The sequence below is a fragment of the Corynebacterium sp. NML 150383 genome, assembly GCF_002285085.1.
Taxonomy (GTDB): Bacteria; Actinomycetota; Actinomycetes; order Mycobacteriales; family Mycobacteriaceae; genus Corynebacterium; species Corynebacterium gottingense.
Genome location: NZ_NSGK01000001.1, coordinates 47,496 through 67,898, shown reverse-complemented (window position 1 = coordinate 67,898; position 20,403 = coordinate 47,496). Strand labels below are relative to the sequence as shown.

18 protein-coding genes and 1 pseudogene are annotated in these 20,403 nt (G+C 65.9%); 9 read left to right on the top strand and 10 right to left on the bottom strand.

Features of this window, described 5'->3' with window-relative positions:
• Window positions 1–9: 9 nt before the first annotated feature.
• From CKJ85_RS00310 to CKJ85_RS00300, 3 genes are all read left to right on the top strand, one after another.
• A complete protein-coding gene (locus CKJ85_RS00310; RefSeq protein ID WP_233126883.1) occupies window positions 10–1,356 on the top strand; it encodes an MFS transporter in 1,347 nt (448 codons plus the stop codon).
• Window positions 1,357–1,426: 70 nt separating this feature from the next.
• Complete coding sequence (locus tag CKJ85_RS00305; RefSeq protein WP_095276080.1) at window positions 1,427–2,458, top strand: 6-phosphofructokinase; 1,032 nt, start codon at window positions 1,427–1,429, stop codon at window positions 2,456–2,458.
• Complete coding sequence (locus tag CKJ85_RS00300) at window positions 2,459–3,001, top strand: mismatch-specific DNA-glycosylase (protein WP_095553070.1); 543 nt, start codon at window positions 2,459–2,461, stop codon at window positions 2,999–3,001.
• Here the strand turns inward: CKJ85_RS00300 and CKJ85_RS00295 are convergent.
• Together CKJ85_RS00295 and CKJ85_RS00290 are read right to left on the bottom strand one after the other, a co-directional pair.
• Window positions 2,941–3,762: a PrsW family intramembrane metalloprotease gene (locus tag CKJ85_RS00295; RefSeq protein WP_095553069.1), complete on the bottom strand. Its 822-nt coding sequence runs from the start codon at window positions 3,760–3,762 to the stop codon at window positions 2,941–2,943. The genes CKJ85_RS00300 and CKJ85_RS00295 overlap by 61 nt on opposite strands.
• Window positions 3,759–4,292: a hypothetical protein gene (locus tag CKJ85_RS00290; RefSeq protein ID WP_143340105.1), complete on the bottom strand. Its 534-nt coding sequence runs from the start codon at window positions 4,290–4,292 to the stop codon at window positions 3,759–3,761. Before CKJ85_RS00290 ends, CKJ85_RS00295 begins: the two co-directional genes overlap by 4 nt.
• A gap of 85 nt (window positions 4,293–4,377) precedes the next feature.
• On the opposite strand from CKJ85_RS00290, the gene gatB reads away from it, so the two are divergent.
• Window positions 4,378–5,877 (top strand): Asp-tRNA(Asn)/Glu-tRNA(Gln) amidotransferase subunit GatB, encoded by a 1,500-nt coding sequence (gene gatB, locus CKJ85_RS00285; protein ID WP_095276239.1) that lies wholly within the window; start codon window positions 4,378–4,380, stop codon window positions 5,875–5,877.
• Between the two features lie 85 nt (window positions 5,878–5,962).
• On the opposite strand, the gene CKJ85_RS00280 is transcribed toward gatB, so the two are convergent.
• A complete protein-coding gene (locus tag CKJ85_RS00280) occupies window positions 5,963–7,417 on the bottom strand; it encodes a hypothetical protein (protein WP_095553067.1) in 1,455 nt (484 codons plus the stop codon).
• Window positions 7,418–7,725: 308 nt separating this feature from the next.
• On the opposite strand from CKJ85_RS00280, the gene CKJ85_RS00275 reads away from it, so the two are divergent.
• Complete coding sequence (locus CKJ85_RS00275; protein ID WP_095553066.1) at window positions 7,726–8,208, top strand: GNAT family N-acetyltransferase; 483 nt, start codon at window positions 7,726–7,728, stop codon at window positions 8,206–8,208.
• Here CKJ85_RS00275 and CKJ85_RS00270 read toward each other — a convergent pair.
• The gene (locus CKJ85_RS00270; protein WP_095553065.1) at window positions 8,205–9,266 is read right to left on the bottom strand and encodes a glutathione S-transferase C-terminal domain-containing protein; all 1,062 of its coding nucleotides are present in this window, start codon (window positions 9,264–9,266) and stop codon (window positions 8,205–8,207) included. The genes CKJ85_RS00275 and CKJ85_RS00270 overlap by 4 nt on opposite strands.
• A 105-nt stretch (window positions 9,267–9,371) precedes the next feature.
• Here CKJ85_RS00270 and CKJ85_RS00265 point away from each other — a divergent pair, with 105 nt between their 5' ends.
• The gene (locus tag CKJ85_RS00265; protein WP_095553064.1) at window positions 9,372–10,148 is read left to right on the top strand and encodes a DoxX family protein; all 777 of its coding nucleotides are present in this window, start codon (window positions 9,372–9,374) and stop codon (window positions 10,146–10,148) included.
• Here the strand turns inward: CKJ85_RS00265 and ilvD are convergent.
• The 4 genes and pseudogenes from ilvD to CKJ85_RS00245 form a co-directional block, all read right to left on the bottom strand.
• Window positions 10,145–11,983 (bottom strand): dihydroxy-acid dehydratase, encoded by a 1,839-nt coding sequence (gene ilvD, locus CKJ85_RS00260; protein ID WP_095553063.1) that lies wholly within the window; start codon window positions 11,981–11,983, stop codon window positions 10,145–10,147. The two genes, CKJ85_RS00265 and ilvD, sit on opposite strands and share 4 nt — an antisense overlap.
• A gap of 62 nt (window positions 11,984–12,045) precedes the next feature.
• The gene (locus CKJ85_RS00255) at window positions 12,046–12,564 is read right to left on the bottom strand and encodes a PH domain-containing protein (protein WP_095553062.1); all 519 of its coding nucleotides are present in this window, start codon (window positions 12,562–12,564) and stop codon (window positions 12,046–12,048) included.
• A 55-nt stretch (window positions 12,565–12,619) separates the two neighbouring features.
• Window positions 12,620–13,099 (bottom strand): annotated as a pseudogene (locus tag CKJ85_RS00250) (TlpA disulfide reductase family protein); the annotation flags it as partial.
• 133 nt (window positions 13,100–13,232) lie between these two features.
• Window positions 13,233–14,714: a multicopper oxidase family protein gene (locus CKJ85_RS00245; RefSeq protein WP_095553061.1), complete on the bottom strand. Its 1,482-nt coding sequence runs from the start codon at window positions 14,712–14,714 to the stop codon at window positions 13,233–13,235.
• A 197-nt stretch (window positions 14,715–14,911) separates the two neighbouring features.
• Here CKJ85_RS00245 and CKJ85_RS00240 point away from each other — a divergent pair, with 197 nt between their 5' ends.
• Entirely contained in the window at window positions 14,912–15,238 is a 327-nt protein-coding gene (locus CKJ85_RS00240; RefSeq protein ID WP_095553060.1) for a heavy-metal-associated domain-containing protein, read from the top strand.
• Between the two features lie 13 nt (window positions 15,239–15,251).
• On the opposite strand, the gene CKJ85_RS12135 is transcribed toward CKJ85_RS00240, so the two are convergent.
• The gene (locus CKJ85_RS12135) at window positions 15,252–15,512 is read right to left on the bottom strand and encodes a hypothetical protein (protein WP_233126915.1); all 261 of its coding nucleotides are present in this window, start codon (window positions 15,510–15,512) and stop codon (window positions 15,252–15,254) included.
• On the opposite strand from CKJ85_RS12135, the gene CKJ85_RS00235 reads away from it, so the two are divergent.
• Both CKJ85_RS00235 and CKJ85_RS00230 read left to right on the top strand, forming a co-directional pair.
• Window positions 15,438–17,546 carry a copper-translocating P-type ATPase gene (locus tag CKJ85_RS00235; RefSeq protein WP_233126882.1) on the top strand — a complete coding sequence of 703 codons (2,109 nt, stop codon included), beginning with the start codon at window positions 15,438–15,440 and terminating at the stop codon, window positions 17,544–17,546. The two genes, CKJ85_RS12135 and CKJ85_RS00235, sit on opposite strands and share 75 nt — an antisense overlap.
• 37 nt (window positions 17,547–17,583) lie before the next feature.
• On the top strand, window positions 17,584–18,270 hold the full coding sequence (locus CKJ85_RS00230; protein WP_095553058.1) for a DUF305 domain-containing protein: 687 nt from the start codon (window positions 17,584–17,586) through the stop codon (window positions 18,268–18,270).
• Between the two features lie 516 nt (window positions 18,271–18,786).
• On the opposite strand, the gene CKJ85_RS00225 is transcribed toward CKJ85_RS00230, so the two are convergent.
• Window positions 18,787–20,346, bottom strand: coding sequence for a mechanosensitive ion channel family protein (locus CKJ85_RS00225; RefSeq protein WP_095553057.1), 1,560 nt, complete (start codon window positions 20,344–20,346; stop codon window positions 18,787–18,789).
• Between the last annotated feature and the right edge of the window lie 57 nt (window positions 20,347–20,403).

Sequence of the window (20,403 nt, the reverse complement as noted above, 5' to 3'; positions counted from 1 at the left end):
ACCCCTTTCGTGACAACTTCTGTGACGTCGGCGGGGCGCTCGGTGGCACCCCACTCTGGCCCCAACCCCTGGGTGACGCTCGCGGCGCTCGCCGCGGGCTACTTCCTCATCCTTGTGGACCAAGGCCTTATGCCGGTGATCACCCCGCGGCTGCCCTACGAGGTCGGCGACGCGGTCTGGCTCACCAGCGTTTACCTGCTGTGCACCGTCGTGCCCATGCCGGTGACCGGGCGGCTTGGTGACAAGTACGGGCAACGCCCCGTCTTCCTTACCGGCCTGAGCATCTACGTCGCGGCGCTCGCGATCGCCGCGGGCTCCTCGCACCTGTGGGGGCTCGTCCTCGCGCGCGCCATCCAGGGTGTCGGCTCCGCGATTTTCCTCCCGCAGGCTTTCGGGATGATCAACCGCGTCTTCCCGCAGCACAAGCGCGGCCGCGCGTTCGCCGCGTGGGGCGTCATCGGTTCCATCGCCTCGCTCACCGGCCCGGTGGTCGGTGGCGCGATCATCGACGCCGGCGGGTGGCGCGCCGGATTCATCGCCCAAGCTGTCCTGGGCGTCGTCGCGCTGTGCGCGGCGTTCGCGTGGGTGCCGCGGCTGCCGTCGTCGCCCGCGCAGATAGACCTGGCGTCGGTCGCGCTCTCCTTCGCCGGCCTGGGTTTGCTCATCTACGGCATTCAGTACGGCAACGTGGTCGCCATCGTGCTCGGCCTGTGCGGCGTCGCGCTCATCATCTGGCGCGGCGTGAGCGGGCGCGACCACGGGTTCCTGCCCGTCGGGCTGTTCCGCGACAGCAACTTCGCCCTGGGCACCCTCGGGGTCGCCGCCCTGGGCTTCACGGCAGCGTCGATGTTCATCCCGATGATGTACTGGCTGCAAACCGTCATGGAGGTGTCGTCGGCACGCGCGGGCCTGCTCACCGCCCCGATGTCTATCGTCGCGCTCGTGCTCACGCCGGTGGCCGGCGTGCTGTCGGACAAGATGCGCCCCAAGGTGCTGTGCGTGTTCGGCTTCGGCACGATGAGCATCGCTCTGCTCGCCACGTACGCCGTCGTGCGCACCGGTGCGAACCCGCTCTGGGTCGCGCTGCTCGCCGCGGTCTTCGGCGTGGGCAGCGCGTTCACGTGGGCGCCGAATGCCACGACCACGATGCGCTCGGTGCCCGAGGAGGACTCGGGCGCGGCCTCCGGGCTGTACAACACGTTGCGCCAGGTGGGCAGCGTGCTCGGCGTAGCGCTCGTCGGCGCCGTGCTCGTCTCCGGCGACATCGCAGTGTCGGTGCGCTGGGCTGTGCTCATCCCGCTCGCGGCGATGCTCATCGGTGCGGTCAGCTCGTTTTTCCTCAAGAGCGACCGCTAATTCGCTTTTCGACGCCCACGCCACCAGCTCGGTCGGCCAGCTTCCTGGCAAACGCGCTAAGGTGGCAGTTATGCGACTTGCGACACTAACTTCCGGCGGCGACTGCCCAGGGCTCAACGCCGTCATCCGTGGAATTGTCCGCACTGCCAGCGCCGAGTACGGCTCGACCGTCGTCGGCTACCAGGACGGTTGGGTCGGCCTCATGGAGGATCGCCGCGTCGACCTGTACGACGACGCGTTCATCGACTCGATCCTGCTGCGCGGCGGCACGATCCTGGGCACCGGCCGCCTGCACCCGGACAAGTTCAAAGCCGGGATTGACACCATCAAGGAAAACCTGGCCGACGCGGAGATCGACGCGCTGATTGCCATCGGCGGCGAGGGCACCCTCAAGGGCGCGAAGTGGCTGGCGGACAACGGCATCCCCGTTGTGGGCGTGCCGAAGACCATTGATAACGATGTCGCGGCGACCGACTACACCTTCGGCTTCGACACCGCCGTCTCCGTCGCCACCGACGCGATCGACCGCCTGCACACCACCGCAGAATCGCACAACCGCATCCTTATCGTCGAGGTGATGGGCCGCCACGTCGGCTGGATCGCGCTGCACGCCGGCATGGCCGGCGGCGCGCACTACACCGTGATCCCCGAGGAGCCGTTTGACATCGCCGAGATCTGCAAGGCGATGGAGCGCCGCTTCCAGATGGGCGAGAAGTACGGCATTGTCGTCGTCGCAGAGGGCGCCACCCCGAAGGAAGGCACCATGGACGGCAGCCTGGGCGAGGAGGACGAGTTCGGCCACATCACCTTCAACGGCATGGGCCAGATCGTCGCTGACGAGATCAAGAAGCGCCTGGGCTACGACGTGCGCACCACCGTGTTGGGCCACATCCAGCGCGGCGGTACGCCCACCGCGTACGACCGCGTCCTGGCTACCCGCTACGGCGTCCACGCGGCGCGCGCGGCGCACGAGGGCAACTTTGACACCTGCGTGGCGCTGCACGGCGAGGACATCGACCTCGTCCCGCTGGAGAACGCGGTTGCGCACCTGAAGAGCGTGCCGGAGCACCGCTACACCACGGCGAAGGCGATGTTTGGCTAGATGCGGGATCGGATCCCGGACCCCTGCCGCCTGCTGGTGGTGGGGATTAACCCCGGTCGGCTGACGGAAGAGGTCGACGCCCCGTTCGCCCACCCCGGAAACCGGTTCTGGCCCGCGCTCGAGCGCGCCGGCATCACGCCGTACCGGGTGCACGCCGAGCGAGGGCTCGCAGATGAAGACGCCGCCATGCTCGCCGGAATGGGCATCGGTTTTACCAACTTTGTTGACCGCATGACGCCGCGAGCCTCAGCACTGACGCGCGAGGAGCTCATTGCGGGTGGCGACAAAGTACGAGCGTGCGTCGCGCGGCATCGTCCTGACGTGGTTATGGTCGTGGGCATCGGTGCTTTTCGCGACGCCTACCGTGCTCCGAAAGCCAAGCGCGGACTGCAGCCCGAACGCCTTGCCGGGGTACCCGTGTGGGTGGTGGGCAACCCGAGCGGGCTCAACGCCCACGAAACAGTGGACAGTCTGGCCGAGAGCTACCGCGAAGTGTGGGACTCAGTCGCCGCGTCGGCGCCGACTGCCCGTGAGCGTCGGTAGCACCAAACCAGCAAGCACCAGCTGGCCACAACGGTGACCACCATCGCGATGAGTCCCGCGGCCCCGGGGAGTTCTGACGACGCGTTGAAGGCGCCGTGGACGCACACCGCGAGGAGGAACCAGCCAGCGACGCGCTGCAGCCTCCACGACAGCGGGCGGTCAGTCCGGCACAGCAACGCGCCAAGGCCCCACGTGGCGAGCCCCGTGTACAGCGCGTGGGCGAACGGCGACATGATGAGCCGTACCGCGTAGGTCAACGTGCCGTCGGCGAAATCAGACTGCAGGTCGGTCGCGGCGGCAATTGCGGCAAACGACATGGTTTCTGCGATAAAGAAGCCGGCTCCGACGGCCATGCCGACGACCGCCACCTCGATCCGGCGGGCCACCGGCGCGAACGCCGACACGGTGGCAAGCACCAGCAGCAGCTTCGCCGTTTCTTCCGGGAACGGCGAGACGGCGTAGAAGACCACGCTCGGCAGGCTCGCCGCAGCCTCCTGGAATGCGGAGTTGACCGGGCCCATGGGGCCGGTGAGCGCCATGCCCACGAGTACGGCTGCGGGGAGGCACCAGCGCGAATCCGGGCGGCCGGGGTGGCGGCGCAACAACACCCATGCGATGAGCAGCAGCGCGAGGACAATTGCCACCGAAATACCGGCGAACACGGGGCGCCACGGGATCTGCGCGTAGCTGTAGCCGGAGTAGGCCAGCAGGGCGGTGAAGATCAGCCCGACGAGTACTTGGGGGAGGCGGAAACCACTCACTCGTGCATCGCCTCCTCCGCGGCGAGCCGGGAAATGAGGTCGACGCCATCGCCACCGCTCGCACTGAAGTAGGTGGTGGTGTTGCCGCGTTGGACGGAAGCGGCAGCGATGTCACCGCGCTGGCCCACCGCGACGTGGGGAGCGGGGTGGGTGATGTCGTCCGGGCGGAGGTCCTCGCCGCTGGTCATCTGCCAGAAGTAGCGTGTCAGGGCCGCGGGCGCCTCGCCGTCGGCGGGGGAGAGCTCGACGCGGGCGCTCGCCTTCACGTCATTGGCGCAGTTCCACGTCCACATACCGCCGACGCCGGTGTCGTCCTGCGCCGGGCGGTTCTCGGTGCGCGGGCAGACGAGTGGGGTGCCGTGGGCGTCGACAAGCGTGACACTGCCTGCGGAAACCGGTTCTGCCTGCGGGGCGGGGGTGCTCACCACGGCGCGGGCGGCGAATGGTGCCGCGAGTACGAGGAGGCCCACGAGCACTACGATCACCACGCCCGTTCTGGTTGGGGAATCTGAGAAATCGGGGTAACGCACGGCGACGATGATAAGGAAGCGTATGTTCGCTCGCAATGGTGCACTGGCGGGGAGAACGTGCGCGTGGATTAGTAGAATGGGGCGCATGACTGCCTACGACTTGATGGATTACGACGAAGTACTGGAAAAGTACGACCCCGTGATGGGCCTTGAGGTGCACGTGGAGCTGGCCACGGAGACGAAAATGTTCTCCACCGCCTCCGCGCACTTCGGCGCTGAACCCAACACCAATATTGACCCGGTTTCGCTCGGCCTGCCGGGCGCGCTGCCCGTGGTCAACGCGAAGGGCGTCGAGTGGGCGATCAAGATCGGCCTGGCGCTCAACTGCGAGATCGCGGAGAGCTCCCGCTTCGCGCGCAAGAACTACTTCTACCCGGACCAGCCGAAGAACTACCAGATCTCGCAGTACGACGAGCCGATCGCGCACGACGGCTACCTCGACGTGCAGCTGGAGGACGGCACTGAGTGGCGCGTTGAGATCGAGCGCGCCCACATGGAGGAGGACACCGGCAAGCTCACACACCTCGGCTCCTCGTCCGGCCGCATCACGGGCGCGACCGCCTCGCTGGTGGACTGCAACCGCGCCGGCATCCCGCTCATTGAGATCGTGACCAAACCGATCATTGGCGCCGGCGAGCGCGCCCCCGAGGTGGCCAAGGCGTACGTTGGGGCGCTCCGCGAGCTGGTCAAGGCCCTCGGCGTGTCCGACGCGCGCATGGACCAGGGCTCGATGCGCTGCGACGCCAACCTGTCCCTGCGCCCCATCGGCCAGGAGAAGTTCGGCACGCGCACCGAGACGAAGAACATCAACTCGCTGAAGTCCGTCGAACAGGCGGTGCGCTTCGAGATGCAGCGCCAGGCCCAGGTGCTTGACGACGGCGGCGAGATCGTCCAAGAAACCCGCCACTACCAAGAGAAGGACGGCTCCACCTCCAAGGGGCGCCCGAAGGAGGAAGCGAGCGAGTACCGCTACTTCAACGACCCGGACCTGCCGCCGGTGATTGCGAAGCCGGAGTGGGTTGAGGAGATCCGCCAGACGCTGCCGGAGCTGCCGTGGGTGCGCCGCGCGCGCATCCAGGAGGAATGGCAGCTGCCGGAGAAGGAGTTCCGCGACCTGGTCAACGCCGGTGCGCTCGACCTGGTGGTGGACACCGTCGAGGCCGGCACGACGCCGGACGAGGCCCGCGCCTGGTGGGTCTCCTACATCCAGGCGAAGGCGAACGAGGCGGGCAAGGACCTCGACGCGATCGGCGTCGCCCCCGCCGACGTCGCGCGTGTGGTTGAGCTGGTCAAGGAAGGCAAGCTGACCACCAAGCTCGGCCGCCAGGCGATCGACGGCGTCATCGCCGGCGAGGGCACCGTGGACGAGGTGGTCGCTGCCCGCGGCCTCGAGGTCGTGCGCGACGACGGCGCCATCGAGAAGGCGATCGACGACGCGCTGGCTGCGAACCCGGACATCGTGGAGAAGTACCGCGCGGGCAACAAGAAGGTCACCGGCGCGATCGTGGGCGCTGTCATGAAGGCCACCCAGGGCAAGGCTGACCCGGGCGAGGTCAACAAGATGATCGCCGCGAAGCTCGCCTAGGCGCAGTTCGCGCTTCACGACGAAAGGCGCTCCCGGTCTTGGACCAGGAGCGCCTTTTTGCGTGCGCGGGGGCGTCGAGAAGCTGCTACTTCACCGCGGTGCTGCCGCCCGGGGTGTCGTCGTTGCCCTTGACGCCGTTGGGTGAGTTCGGGTCGACGGCGGGGAAGCTCCCAGTCTCGTAGACCTCCTTGTAGGCGTCCCAGTCGATGCCGTCGCCGTCGGACTCCGGCGCGCCCTCGTAGTCGTCGTGATCCGGGTCGAGGGAGGGGGCGTCCTCGAGGTTGAACTTGTTCTCCTCGTCAGCGTCGAGGTTGGCCGCGACCTCCTCCTGGACGGAGTGCCACAGGTTGGAGTCCTCGACGTGGGACTCGGACGCGAGCTTCTCCACTTCCTTGCGCTCCTTGGCGGTCAGCTCGTCCTCGGACGGGTCGAGCGCGGTCTCGGCGAGCTCAGCGAGACGCTCGCGGCGGCTGGTCTCCTCCTTGATGTTGTCGCGGTCGTTGAACCAGCCGACGATGATGGCGATGGTCAGGATGATGCCCAGGTAGCCGATCGCCGGGTAGACCCAGCTGATCAGGTCAGCGAAGCCGACGAAGGACAGCAGGAAGCCGATGCCGACCACGATGAAGTACACCATGCGGAAGCGCTCCGGGTGCTTGTTGGTCAAGCGGCGGGCCATGGCGTAGAACATGCCGACGGCGGTGTTGTAGATCATCATGTAGATGATGATGGAGACGATGACGCCGACAACCGGGTGCATCGAGTCAAACACGGCGAGCAGCGGCATGTCCTTGCCCGCGACTTTGTCCATGTTGAAGAACAGGATGAAGTTCAGGATGACCAGCATGATGGCGAAGATGAGGCCGCCGAGCAGGCCGCCGACGCCGGCGGTGCGCGGGTTCATCTGCGAGCCGGCGATGACCAGCATCATCGACACCGCCATGATGTTGACCAGGGTGCCGTAGTTGACGGCAGAGAGCAGCCAGTTGTTGAACACGCCGTCGGCGGGGGACTGTTGCAGGGCGATGTCGTTCATCGCGTGCAGGCTGTCGGGCATGTGCATGATGGTGATGCCGAACGCCACGAAGACGGCGACGATGAGGAACGGCGTGATGACGGAGATGACCTGCGTGATGCGGTCCACGTCGAGGAAGCCGGAGAGGACGAGCAGGACCGTCATGATGGTCGCGCCGATCCACGGGGCGAAGCCGAACTGCTGGTTGAGGTTGGAGCCGGCGCCGGCGACCATGACGAAGCCGAACGCGAAGAGGCTGAACATGGTGGCGTAGTCCATGTACTTGGACACGATCGGGCTGGATACGCGGTTGAACACCACGGAGTGGTCGTCGGCAAGGTAGTACGAGCCGAGCTGGAAGATGGTGGTGCCGACGACGAAGATGATGATGCCGGAGATCACGGCACCGACGATGCCGATGTAGCCGAAGGCGAGGAAGTACTGGATGACTTCCTGGCCGGAGGCGAAGCCGGCGCCGACGAGCAGGCCGACGAGCGCCATGGCCACCTGAATTGTCTGTTTCATGGAATGATCCTAGAAAAATAGTCGTACGATAAAAATGAACCGGGGCGATATTAACAAAGCACGCTCGCCCCCGCGAATGGCCATTTTGCGTGTGTACGGGCATTTTTCGCTTCTCGACGCCACCACCCACCCCAAGAAACGCCAGCGTATCGCCCCGCACGCGCGCCCAGCGTGCGCACAGCGCCGCCTCGGCCGCGGGATCGTTTCGCACAGTAAAACGTGACCTTCTCGTGACATTATGGGCGCAGCCGGGTCGTTGGTGTCTCCCAATTCTGGAATCCGCCCGCTCTCGCCTAAGCTAACGACCCATGACGACAATCCGCCAGGCCACCGACGCCGATGCTGCCGCCATCTACGCCATGATCAACGAGCTCGCGCTCTACGAGAAGGAGCCCGACGCGGTGACGTCGACCGAGCAGGACGTCCGCGACCACCTCTTCGGCGAGAACCCGAGTGTGTTCGCGCTGGTGGCGGACAACGACGGCGAACTCGAGGGGGTGGCCCTGTGGTTCTTGAGCTACTCCACCTGGGAGGGCCGCCACGGCATCTGGCTGGAGGATCTCTACGTCCGCGAGGAGTGCCGCGGCAGGGGGATCGGCACGGCGCTGCTGCAGGAGCTCGCGCGCATCGCGGTCAAGAACGACTACCGCCGCGTCGAGTGGTCCGTGCTGAAGTGGAACACGCCGTCCATCGGCTTCTACAACGCGATGGGCGCCGACGACATGGGCGACTGGTCGACGATGCGCCTCGACGGGGCGGCGCTGCGCGTCCTCGGCGGCACGCGCGACTAGCGCTGGAACGGCGCGGGGTGCTTAACCTCCTCGCCGGCGCGGACGGGGCGCGGCGGGGTGACCCCGTCGGCGAAGGGGGAGCCGGGGAGGAGGTGGCGCTCGTGGGCGTCGATAAGCCAGCGCATGTCGGGGCCCGCGGGGACGACGCCGGTGGGGTTGATCTCCGCGTGGGTGATGTAATAGTGCTCCTTGATTTCTTGGAAGTCGGTGGTGTCGCCGAAGCCCGGGAGCTGGAAGAGCTCCTGGAGGTAACCGCGCAGGTTGGGCATCTCCGCGATGCGGTTGCGTGACGCCTTGAAGTGGCCGACGTAGACGGGGTCGAAGCGGACGAGGGTGGGGTAGAGGTAGACGTCGGCAAGCGTGATGTGCTCGCCCACGAGGAAGCGGTGCCGCGAGAGGTGGTCCTCCAGCCAGTCCATGTGCTCCCAGAGGTCGGCGTAGGCCTCCTCGTACGCGTCCTGCGAGCCGGAGAATCCTGCACGGTACACGCCGTTGTTGATGTGGCGGTAGACGCGGTCCGCGCCCTCGTCGATCTCGGCGCGCAGCTCGCGCGGGTAGAGGTCGGGGGCGCCGTCGCGGTGGTGGGCCGCCCAGGCGTCCTGGAAATCGACGGGGATGCGGCGGAAGTCGTTCGTGACCGCGGCGCGCGTTTGCTTCTCGACGATCACCGGCACCGTAATCCCACGCGGATAGCCCGGGAAACGCGCCTCATACGCGCCTTTGAGGAAGTGCAGGCCCGTCTCGGGGTCCTTGCCGTCCGGGTCGAGGTCGAAGGTCCACGAGCGGGCGTCATGGGTCGGGCCCGCCAGGCCGAGTGAGATGGCGTCTTCGAGGCCGAGGAGGCGGCGGACGATGATCGCGCGGTGCGCCCATGGGCAGGCGCGCGCCGCCATGAGCCGGTAGCGGCCCGGCTCGATGGGCCAGGCGCAGGTGCCGTCGTCGGCGGGCTGCGGGGCGCTGCCCGGGGCGAGGTCGGCGCTGAAGGAGTCGGCGATGTAGGTGGTGTCGCGGACAAACTCGCCGTCCGGGGACGCGTTGCGTGCTGGGTTGGAGCTCATAGACTCGAGTATCCACGCGAGACAGTGACGTGTCAACCAAGTTTTGCGGGGGCGCGCCGAGGAGATTGCCAGCGGCCGTGGGGCGCGTGGCATAGATTTACAGGCATGGACAAGAAGAACGCACGCGACGTCACTCCTGATGATTTCGATCCGCTCGACGGCCTGCCGTACGCGCCGCTCGGCAATGAGGACACTGCCGGGAGTACGGCGGTGGGGGCGTCGACAAGCGAACAGCCCGCGACACTGACCGGCAAGGCTGCACCGACCGAGGTGTTCCCCGAATCACCGACCGAGACCGTACACCTCGACCCGACCCCAGCCGTGGCCGAACCGGAGCCGGTGCGCGTCGAGGAGCCGCGGGCGAAGCGCGGCACCATTGACTTTGGGCTGCTGCTGCTGCGCCTCCTGCTCGGCGGCTGGCTCATCGTCGCGTCCGTGACCACGCTCTTCCGCCTCGGCGGCTCCGACGGCATCTCCGAGCTGCGTGACGCGTTTGGCGACTACGCGTACGGCGACGGCCTGGCCATCGTGGTGCCGATCCTGCAGCTCGCCGCCGGCGTCTTCCTCGTGCTCGGGCTGCTCTCGCCGATCGCGTCGATGGTGGCGGTCGCCGTGACCGGGTTCATGGCGGTGCACGGCATCGTCGACGCCACCGACTCTTGGAACGTCTTCGCCTGGGGTGCCGAGGCGTGGCTGCCGATCATCCTGTTCGGCCTGGCACTGGGCCTGCAATTCACCGGCCCGGGCTTCTACGGGGTGGACGCCACCCGTTCGTGGGCGCGCCGCCCCATCGCGTGGAGCTGGATCTGCGCGCTGCTCGGCGTGGTCGCCGCCGGGTTGATCTGGTGGTTCGGCACCGGCGTGAACCCGCTCGCGAACTAATCCACCTGGCGGACCGCGCCCTTGTCGGCGCTGGTCGCCATCTTTGCGTAGGCGCGCAGCGCCTTCGACACCTCTCGGACGCGGTTCGGCGTCCAGGGGCGCTCTGAGGCCTCCATCGCTTCTCGACGCTTCCGCAACTCCTCCTCCGGCACGTCCAGCTTCAGCTCGCGGTTCGCCACCGAAATGGCGATGGTGTCGCCGTTCTCGATCAGGCCGATCAGGCCGCCGTGCGCAGCCTCGGGGGAGATGTGGCCGATGGACAGGCCGGAAGTGCCGCCGGAGAAGCGGCCGTCGGTGATCAGCGCGCACTTTTTCCCCAGGCCAGCGCCCTTGAGGAAGGACGTCGGGTGCAGCATCTCCTGCATACCCGGGCCGCCCGACGGGCCCTCGTAGCGGATCACGACGACCTCGCCCTCGAGCACCTCGCGGTTCAGAATCATAGATACCGCCTGCTCCTGCGAGTCGACCACGCGAGCCGGGCCGGTGAACTCCCAGAGCCCTTCCTCGACGCCCGCGGTCTTGAGGATCGCGCCGTCCGGGGCGAGGTTGCCGCGCAGGACGACCAGGCCGCCGTCGGAGGTGATGGGGTGCTCCAGGTCGTGGATCACGCCGTTGGCGGAGTCGGTGTCAAGGCAGTCCCAGCGGGCCGACTGCGAGAACGCCTCGGTGGTGCGGTTGCCGCCCGGGGCTGCGTGGTAGAGCTCGACGGCCTCGTCGAGCGGGTGGTCGCCGCGAATGTCCCAGTCGCTGAGCCAATCGGTGAGGGAGTTGTAGGCGACCGAGTGGACGTCGTCAAGCAACAGGCCCCCGCGGTGCAGCTCGCCGAGGATGGCGGGGATGCCGCCGGCGCGGTGCACATCCTCGACGTGCGCCTCGCCGTTCGGCGCGACCTTGGAAAGGCAGGGGATGACGTGGGAGAGCTCATCGATGTCGGTGAGATCGAAGGCAATCTCGCCCTCCTGCGCGGCGGCGAGGATGTGCAGGATCGTGTTGGTCGAGCCGCCCATCGCCATATCCAGCGCCATCGCGTTGCGGAACGCGTGCTTCGTAGCGATGTTGCGGGGCAGGACGCGCTCGTCACCGTCGCCGTAGTAGCGCTTGCACATCTCGACGATCATCTCGCCGGCCTTGGTGAACAGGTCGCGGCGGGCGGTGTGGGTGGCCAGCGTCGTGCCGTTGCCCGGCAGCGAGAGGCCGAGGGCCTCGGTGAGGCAGTTCATGGAGTTCGCGGTAAACATGCCGGAGCAGGAACCGCAGGTGGGGCAGGCGCCGTTGGCGATGTCGTCGAGCTGCTCGTCGGAGACCGCGTCGTTGGCGGAGAGCGCGATGGCGTCGATGAGATCCGACTTCGGCTTGGTCACACCGTCGACCGCGAACGCCTTGCCGGCCTCCATCGGGCCGCCGGAGACGAAGACCGCGGGGATGTTCAGGCGCATCGCAGCGTTGAGCATGCCCGGGGTGATCTTGTCGCAGTTGGAAATGCAGACCATCGCGTCGGCGGTGTGTGCGTTGACCATGTACTCCACCGAGTCTGAGATGATCTCGCGGCTTGGCAGGGAGTACAGCATGCCCGAGTGGCCCATCGCGATGCCGTCGTCGACGGCGATCGTGTTGAACTCCTTCGGCACGCCGCCCGCCTTGCGCACCGCGTCCGCGACGATGTCGCCGACGTGCTTGAGATGCACGTGGCCCGGCACGAACTGCGTGTACGAATTGACGATCGCGACGATCGGCTTGCCAAACTCGCTTTCCTCCGTGCCAGTTGCGCGCCAGAGGGCGCGGGCACCGGCGGCTTGGCGGCCAACAGTGGTCACGCGCGAGCGAAGGGGAATCACGAAAAGCTCCTTACGACGAGGGGTGGGGTGGGGGCACGGGGGCGTCGATAAGCGAGAGGGCGCTAGCTCGGACGCGGGCCCGGCGTATCAGGGTGAGACTTAAGGTACTCCTCATACTCTTCGCGCGACAGCAGAACGTGGTGGTTGTCCTTGTCGATGATCTCGTACTTGCCGTCCGCAGCCTCCTGCGCGCCCGTGATCACGTCCGTTATTCGTCCGCGCGACGCCTCCGCGAGCTCCGGCAGTGAATTAAAAGTCACGCCGGGCATGGGGTACTCCTTGCCGGACGTGGTTGTCGCCATCGCGCGCGCCCCCTTGAAACCAATGCCTTCGAGCTCGTCCCACGCAATGCGCGTGTTCGGGCGCACGACATAACGCAGCGCGATGCCACGCTCATCGACAGTGGTTGAAGACGAAAGCACCCAGATAATCCACGCGATCGGGAACAGCAACAGCCACCCCAACGCCAACGGGGCCCACGAAATGCCGATCAACGCGATACCAATCATGAGGACAATACCAATGATGTGCTCGCGAGACGGACGAAAAACCTTCGGCTGATGATCAGACTGCTCAGTCATGCACAACATGCTAGTCGGCGCGAGGCTGGACGCGGCGATTGGTGCGCGGGTGCGTAGCGATACGAAACGGCGGGTCGTAGATCGAGAGATAGGTCACCGCGTTGTCGAGTTTGAAGTCCTGGGCGATGGTCTGGTTGTAGTCACGGACGTTGATGCCTAGCACCGTGCCGCCGAGGGGATCGAGAGTCTCCTGGACAAGCTGCAGGTCATCGACTTCCGCCTGACACGGTGCACACCACTGGCCCTAAGCGTTGAGGACGACGACCTCGCCTTCAAAATCAGACAGGCTTATCTCATCACCCTTCTCCATCAGCGACGGGCCGGAGAAATCCGGCAGCGGGGCACGTTCCTCCTCTGCGCAGATAATCTCGGTTTGGCCTCCTGGTGAGTGGTACTGGAAGGTGCCCCCGACGGCGACGGCGTTTCGGGCGCCGTCGCCTGAGGAACAGGCCACCAGGGTCACGGCGGTGAGTACCGCGACAACCGCGATGGCGGCTCTACGGGGGTGTGCTCGGCATCGATTAGATTTCCTTATTCCGGGGCGGTGGGGAAGAGGACGGTGTTCTGGTTGTCCCGGAAGACCACAACACCGAGGAAGCTCATCGTGCTGCCCGGCGGGTGGTCTGCAGCGACTCTGCCCACCTCGGCACTCAATCCTGCTGTGGGGGTTACTCGTAGCGAAGCGAGCTGAACATCCCGGTTTCCATGTGATAGGCGTTATGGCAGTGAAATGCCCACTCACCGGGGTTGTCAGCGATCATGTCGGCGACCATGGTTTCACCGTGGCGGAGAAGGACGGTGTCCTTGCGTAGCCCGCCGCTGCCGGGCAGCGCCCACGTGTGGCCGTGGATGTGCATGGGATGGGGCATCATGGTCCTGTTGCGCATGACCAGTCGCAGGCGCTGGCCCTCCTGCACGGTTGCGGAGGAGGATTGGCCGTCGGTGAGAATGCTCCATTCATACGGCATCATCTGCCCGTCCAGGTCGATGCTGACTTCTCGGTCTGGTGTGCCCTCGGGCAGGAGTGCACGGTCCGCTGGCTTCAGGGAGGACAGAAGCAGTCCGGTGGACGACAACTCGGGGAAGTCGACATCGGGGTTGGGGGCCTGGCCGCCGGCGGTGCGGATGACGGCGAAGGCGCGGTCGTCCTTACCCACCGCCAAAGCCGTGAGCGGGAAGATGCCGTCGTCGAGGATGACCTCGACGTCGACACGCTCGCCCATCGACAGGTAGATCGATTCGGTCTCCGAGGGCTGGACAGGGAAGCCGTCGGTGTGGGTGACGGTCATGCGGTGACCACCGAGGGCCACCTTGAAGATGGTGTCACCGCCGGAGTTGATAAACCGCAGGCGGGCCTTGTCGCCCGGGCGAGCCTCGAAGGTCCGGTGAGCGCGGGGGATACGTCCGTTGATGAGGTAGTGCGGATACATCACATCGCCGGCATCCCCGCCCAGTACCCGGTCCGGGGTGCCGTGCATCATCTGGCCGTGACCTCCCATTCCCATCCTCCCGTTATGGTCGCCCGAACCCATTCCGGTGAGCTTGTCGAGCTCATCTTCGGGAGTGCCCTGAATGCCATCGACCCAGTCGTCGAGCACGATGGTCCACTCGACGTCGTGGTCCTCAGCGTCTTGCGGGTCACGGATGATCAGTGGGGCGTGGAGGCCGCGATCAAGCTGCAGGCCGGTGTGAGAATGGTAGAAGTAGGTGCCACCGTGGGGGGCTTCAAAAACATAGGAGAAAGACTCGCCAGGTTCAATGGGGTCCTGGGTCATGCCGGGCACACCGTCGGCTGCGTTGTGGAGTGCGATGCCATGCCAGTGGATGGAGGTGCTCTCAGGCAGTTCATTGGTGATATCGACCTGGAGGACGTCGCCGGCGGTGGCCTCAATGGCCGCATCCCCGGTGTCAGAGACGTATCCCCACGTCTTGGCTTCGATGCCGCCGATATCCAGCGAGAGGGGCCGGGCGGTCAGTTTCCGGCGCACCGTCGGCTCACCGAGCGCAGTGGGGGTGGGAGTGGGGCGAAGGGAGGGACTTGGTGCCGAGGCAGTGGGTCCAGGATCGCTGGTGCAGGCGGCCACGGCCCCGGTGCCGGCGAGGGCGAGCCCGCCGAGCAGAATCTGTCGTCGGGAATACGCGTTCATCATCATTTAACCTTTCTTGGTGCAAGATTTCAGTGACACGGGAGACAGGCGCAGGTGAGGACCCAGCCCCGCGTGAGAGCCGTGCCCTCCACTCCTTGAAAATATACCCTGGTGGGGTATACGCTAGGGAAATATACCCCAGGGGGGTATACGATAAAGGGCGGCATCGCCTCACCCCACCGAACCGAAGGAGCTTTCCCATGATCACCTCCCAGCCCCGCCTCTTGCCCATGGCCTCCCACGGCTGCAGCTGTTGCGGACCTGCCTCACGCGCCGACACCGCCTCCAGCCCTGCCACCGGCGACTCGTCAGCAGGAGGATCTACCCCTAGCTACCAGGTCACCGGCCTGACCTGCGGGCACTGCGCGAAAAGTGTGACCCAGGCCCTTCAGGCCCTTCCCCAGGTCGACGACGTCCAGGTTGATCTCGCTGCTGGTGGAGTTTCCACCGTCACGGTCACCGGTGTCGTACCTCCGGAGATGGTTCGCCGGGCCATCGAGGACGCCGGCTACACCGTCTTATCCTGATCAGTTTTACCCGTCATCTCGACCCCGACCGGGTTGAGTGGAAAGGAACGTCATGAGCACTCCCCACCATTCCGGCGATCACCATGGTGATCACCCTGCTCCGGAAACAGACCACACCTACCACCCGGATCATGCAAGCCATGAACACCACCATGCCAGCCACGAACACCACGCAGATGCCGACACCCACGGCCAGGCGATGCCCCACGATCACCCGCATTCCGCCCTGGACGACGACCACCACGTTCATGGTCACGGCGAACACGCCGGACACAGCACCGCAATGTTTCGGGACCGCTTCTGGTGGTCGCTGATTCTGTCCATTCCCGTCGTTATTTTCAGCCCCATGGTCGCCAACCTGCTTGGCTACCACCTCCCGGCATTCCCCGGATCCACCTGGATCCCCCCGGTGCTGGGCACGATCATCTTCGTCTACGGCGGAACGCCTTTCCTCAAGGGCGGATGGAAAGAACTGAAATCCCGCCAACCCGGGATGATGCTCCTGATCGCCATGGCCATCACCGTGGCGTTTGTCGCCTCCTGGGTCACCACTCTGGGGCTGGGCGGTTTTGAGCTGGACTTCTGGTGGGAGCTGGCCCTGCTGGTGACCATCATGCTGCTGGGCCACTGGCTGGAGATGTCTGCTCTCGGGGCCGCGTCCTCCGCGCTTGACGCGCTGGCTGCCCTGCTGCCGGATGAGGCCGAGAAAGTCATCGACGGGACCACCCGCACCGTGGCCATCTCCGAGCTGGTCGTCGACGACGTCGTGCTGGTGAGGGCCGGTGCCCGGGTGCCGGCCGACGGAACCATCATCGACGGAGCCGCCGAATTCGATGAGGCGATGATCACCGGCGAATCCCGTCCCGTCTTCCGCGACACCGGTGACAAGGTGGTCGCCGGTACCGTGGCCACCGACAACACCGTCCGCATCCGGGTGGAGGCTACAGGCGGGGACACCGCCCTGGCCGGGATCCAACGCATGGTTGCCGACGCCCAGGAGTCCTCCTCCCGGGCCCAGGCCCTGGCGGATCGGGCGGCGGCGTTGTTGTTCTGGTTCGCGCTGATCTCCGCTCTGATCACCGCGGTGGTGTGGACCATTATCGGCAGCCCGGACGATGCCGTGGTGCGCACGGTCACGGTGCTGGTCATCGCCTGCCCGCATGCCCTGGGCCTGGCGATTCCACTGGTCATTGCGATCTCCAGCGAGCGGGCCGCGAAATCCGGGGTGCTCATCAAGGATCGGATGACGCTCGAGCGGATGCGCACCATCGACGTGGTGCTCTTCGACAAAACCGGCACCCTGACCGAGGGTGCGCACGCGGTCACCGGTGTCGCGGCAGCTGGCGGCGTCACCGAGGGCGAGCTGCTGGCCCTGGCCGCCGCCGCGGAGGCCGACAGTGAGCACCCCGTGGCCCGCGCCATCGTGGCGGCCGCGGCCGCCCATCCCGAGGCCTCCCGTCAGCAAATGCGTGCAACTGGTTTCAGCGCCGCCTCCGGCCGGGGGGTCCGGGCCACTGTCGATGGCGCTGAGATCCTCGTGGGCGGGCCGAACATGCTGCGCGAGTTCAACCTCACTACCCCGGCAGAGCTCACCGACACCACCAGCGCCTGGACCGGGCGTGGGGCCGGTGTGCTCCATATTGTCCGCGACGGTCAGATCATCGGTGCGGTGGCCGTCGAGGACAAGATCCGCCCCGAATCTCGCGCCGCCGTGAAAGCCCTGCAGGACCGCGGGGTGAAGGTCGCGATGATCACCGGTGACGCGCAGCAGGTGGCCCAGGCGGTTGGCCAGGACCTGGGGATCGATGAGGTCTTCGCCGAGGTCCTGCCTCAGGACAAAGACACCAAGGTCATGCAGCTGCAGGACCGGGGTTTGAGCGTGGCCATGGTCGGTGACGGTGTCAATGACGCCCCCGCTCTGACTCGCGCGGAGGTCGGTATCGCCATCGGTGCCGGCACGGATGTGGCCATGGAATCTGCCGGGGTGGTCCTAGCCAGTGATGACCCGCGGGCAGTGCTGTCGATGATTGAGCTGTCCCAGGCCAGCTACCGCAAGATGATCCAGAACCTGATCTGGGCCTCTGGCTACAACATCCTCGCCGTGCCGCTGGCCGCCGGAGTGCTCGCCTCGATCGGGTTCGTGCTGTCCCCGGCCGTGGGCGCGATCTTGATGTCTGCCTCGACCATCGTGGTGGCCCTGAACGCCCAGCTGTTGCGCCGGATTGATCTGGACCCGGCCCACCTGGCTCCCACCAAATCGAAGGAGGAACACACCACGCCTACTCCGAAATCCACCGCCGTCCACTGATCCATCAGACCCCATATGACCCTGAAAGGGCTCCACCATGAAGCGCACCCTTGTTCTTTCCGCTCTCGCCGTGGCCTCCACCCTGGCGCTGGCCGCCTGCGGTGAGGCCACCGAGTCGGGCAACACCGACGCCACCACCTCGGCCACCAGCACTGCGAAGACTACCGCTGAGACGACCAAGACCACCACGGCGACGACTGATGCGGACGGGGAGATCTCCGCCGATCACAACGACGCGGACATCATGTTTGCCCAGATGATGATCCCCCATCACCAGCAGGCCGTGGAGATGAGTGAGATGCTCCTGGCCAAGGAGGGTATCCCCGCCCAGGTCGTGGAGTTTGTCCAGGGGGTTACTGACGCCCAGGGACCGGAGATTGACCGGATGAACGCCATGCTCGAGGCCTGGGGCCAGCAGCCGGTCACCGACTCTGGGGGCATGGGGGCCAGTGACGAGATGGGTGGAATGGATCACGGCGAGATGGGTGGCATGAGCGGGATGATGAGCCAGGAGGACATGACAGCCCTTGAGGAAGCCCAGGGCACCGAGGCCGCCCGCCTCTACCTGGAGCAGATGACCGCCCACCACGAAGGTGCGGTCGACATGGCCCGTGACGAGGTTGCTGACGGCCAGAATCCCCATGCGATCACCCTGGCCGAACAAATTATCAACGACCAGGAGGCCGAGATCGCTCAGATGCAGCAGATGCTCACTGACCTATGACAGGTCCCCGTCTTTTTCTGACCCCGAGGACAGGAATCTGAAAAAGAAGGGTAACCGTGACGATTGCCACCTGCTGCGGGCGATGGGTCGTTGTCACTGCAGCGGGTGCACCGGGGTGGATGTTTCTTCTCCTTCTGGTCGCACCACTGAGCAAAGGGGAAAGCTCCTGTGTCCAGACCCTTGGAGGACTACGCATTATTGTCCGATACTCACACGGCCGTAAAACACCCCGGCCGTATCCACCAAGTGCTCGGCACGGTCCTGGTCTCACCCGCGAGAGTTGAGCGCATCAACGCTTGCGCCGGCGGCATCGGCAATGATGGAGATGCCGTTCCTGTCGGCGGTAACAAGCGCGTCAATGTAGTCCGTGCCCCACACAATAACCGCAACAAGCACCCCATGACCAGGGAAAACGGCAAAGTGCGAGAAGTATTCCAATATCGCCCCGAAACAGAACCGAGCCCCTGTTTCCAACGTCTAATACAGTTTGGGGCTTTTCAGCAGAGGACGGTCGTTTTAAGGCTCGGTGGAGAGCGTTGCGGACTCAGTGACCTGTGGGAGTGCAGACTCAGAGGCGGTCGGGCTCTGAAGCGCGTCGCTGCTTCGGACGGTTTCGTCTGAGCTCGAGGTTTCCAAAGGTGTGTGCTCAGTGGACTGTTGGGCCTCAGTGGTGGGCTGGGCTGGGGCAGTAAACTCCGGTTCGGTTTGCTCGTAGGTGGGGGCGACGTCCTCAGCGTCCGGCACGGTCTCGGTCGTCTGTGCGGTGGTGCGGGCGGGAGGTGCGAGGAAGCCGCTGTTTGCCTCGCTTTCTTCGCCCGGTTGCACCATGAAGCCACGGATGAGCAAGAGGACGCCGAAGATCGCCAGCAATACGAGGGTAGACATTCGCATGATGCCGTTGAGTACCCGTTGTGGCGAAGAGAAGAACCAGGTGCGGTGGTCGCTGCCTGTATCGGTGCTGGGGGCGTCGTCAGTGCGCGCGTTGTTGCCGTGGGCAGCGAAGGAAGCGGGGTCAGACCGGGTGGGTGCTGCGGCCGGATCGTCTACCGGGTGCGGAGGGGTCGGGCTGTTCGTCGCTTCGGCGGAGGGCGACGGTGCTGGTGTTTCCGTCGTGTCTGTCGCATCCAGTGCATCGGGAGGACGAACAGGAGAGGGTGCCTCGGGCGGGTTGACGCCGGAGTGATGCGTGGTTGGAGGGGTGACGGGGGCGTCGACAAGCGTCCCGTCGAGCGTTGTTGCGGAGCCGTACTCGTTCCAAAATTCGTCGAGGATGGCGACGCGGATGGCGCGCTCGACCATCCACTGGGCCAGCGGGTCGACGCGCACGAGGAAGCGCATGTCCACGGTCCAGGGCGAGCCGACGGTAGCGGGCGGTGTGATGCCGACGGCGGGGTGGACCTGCAGCTCGTCGCGGACGGTGCCGACGATTTCCGGCTGGGCGAGGGCGCGGCGCGCGGCGCGTTCGGAGCGTGCGATGGCCTCGTCGGCGGAGCGGGATCCGAGCAGCGGGACGGGGATGACCACCATCGCGTTGGACCAGTAGTTGGATTGGTTGATGCACACGCGGGCGGTGGAGTTCGGGATGGAGACGGTCGCCTGCTCGATGGTGCGGATCTGCGTCGCGCGCATGGTGATCTGGATGACTTCGCCCTCGATGTCGACCCCGCTGCCTTGGAACGAGACGTAGTCGCCCACGCCGTACTGCTTTTCGGTGAGGATGAAGAAGCCAGCGAGGAAGTCCGCGATGATGCTCTGCGCGCCGAAGCCGACGGCGGCGGAGACGACGGTGGCGGGGATCGCGGCGCCGGCGAGCGAGAAGCCGATCTGTTGTAGCGCGAAGATGAGCAGGAGGAAGTAGGCGACGATTTCGCCGATGTAGACCGCCACGCCGACGAGGGCAAGTCGGCTCTTGCCCTCGTCCACATCGGTCGTGCGCGTGACCTGGCGCTCGAAGTAGCGGTTAATAAACCGGCCGGCGCGCGGCACCAGCAGCGCGAGGACGAAGAGGAGGGCGAGGTTGATGCCGGTTTCGGCGATCCAGTGCCACCAACCGAGCAGAATATATGTGAACGGCATAGTCTGTTTGAGTTTAGTCCGGGGCAGGGGGCCTGAACGGTGCCGTCGGTCACACTC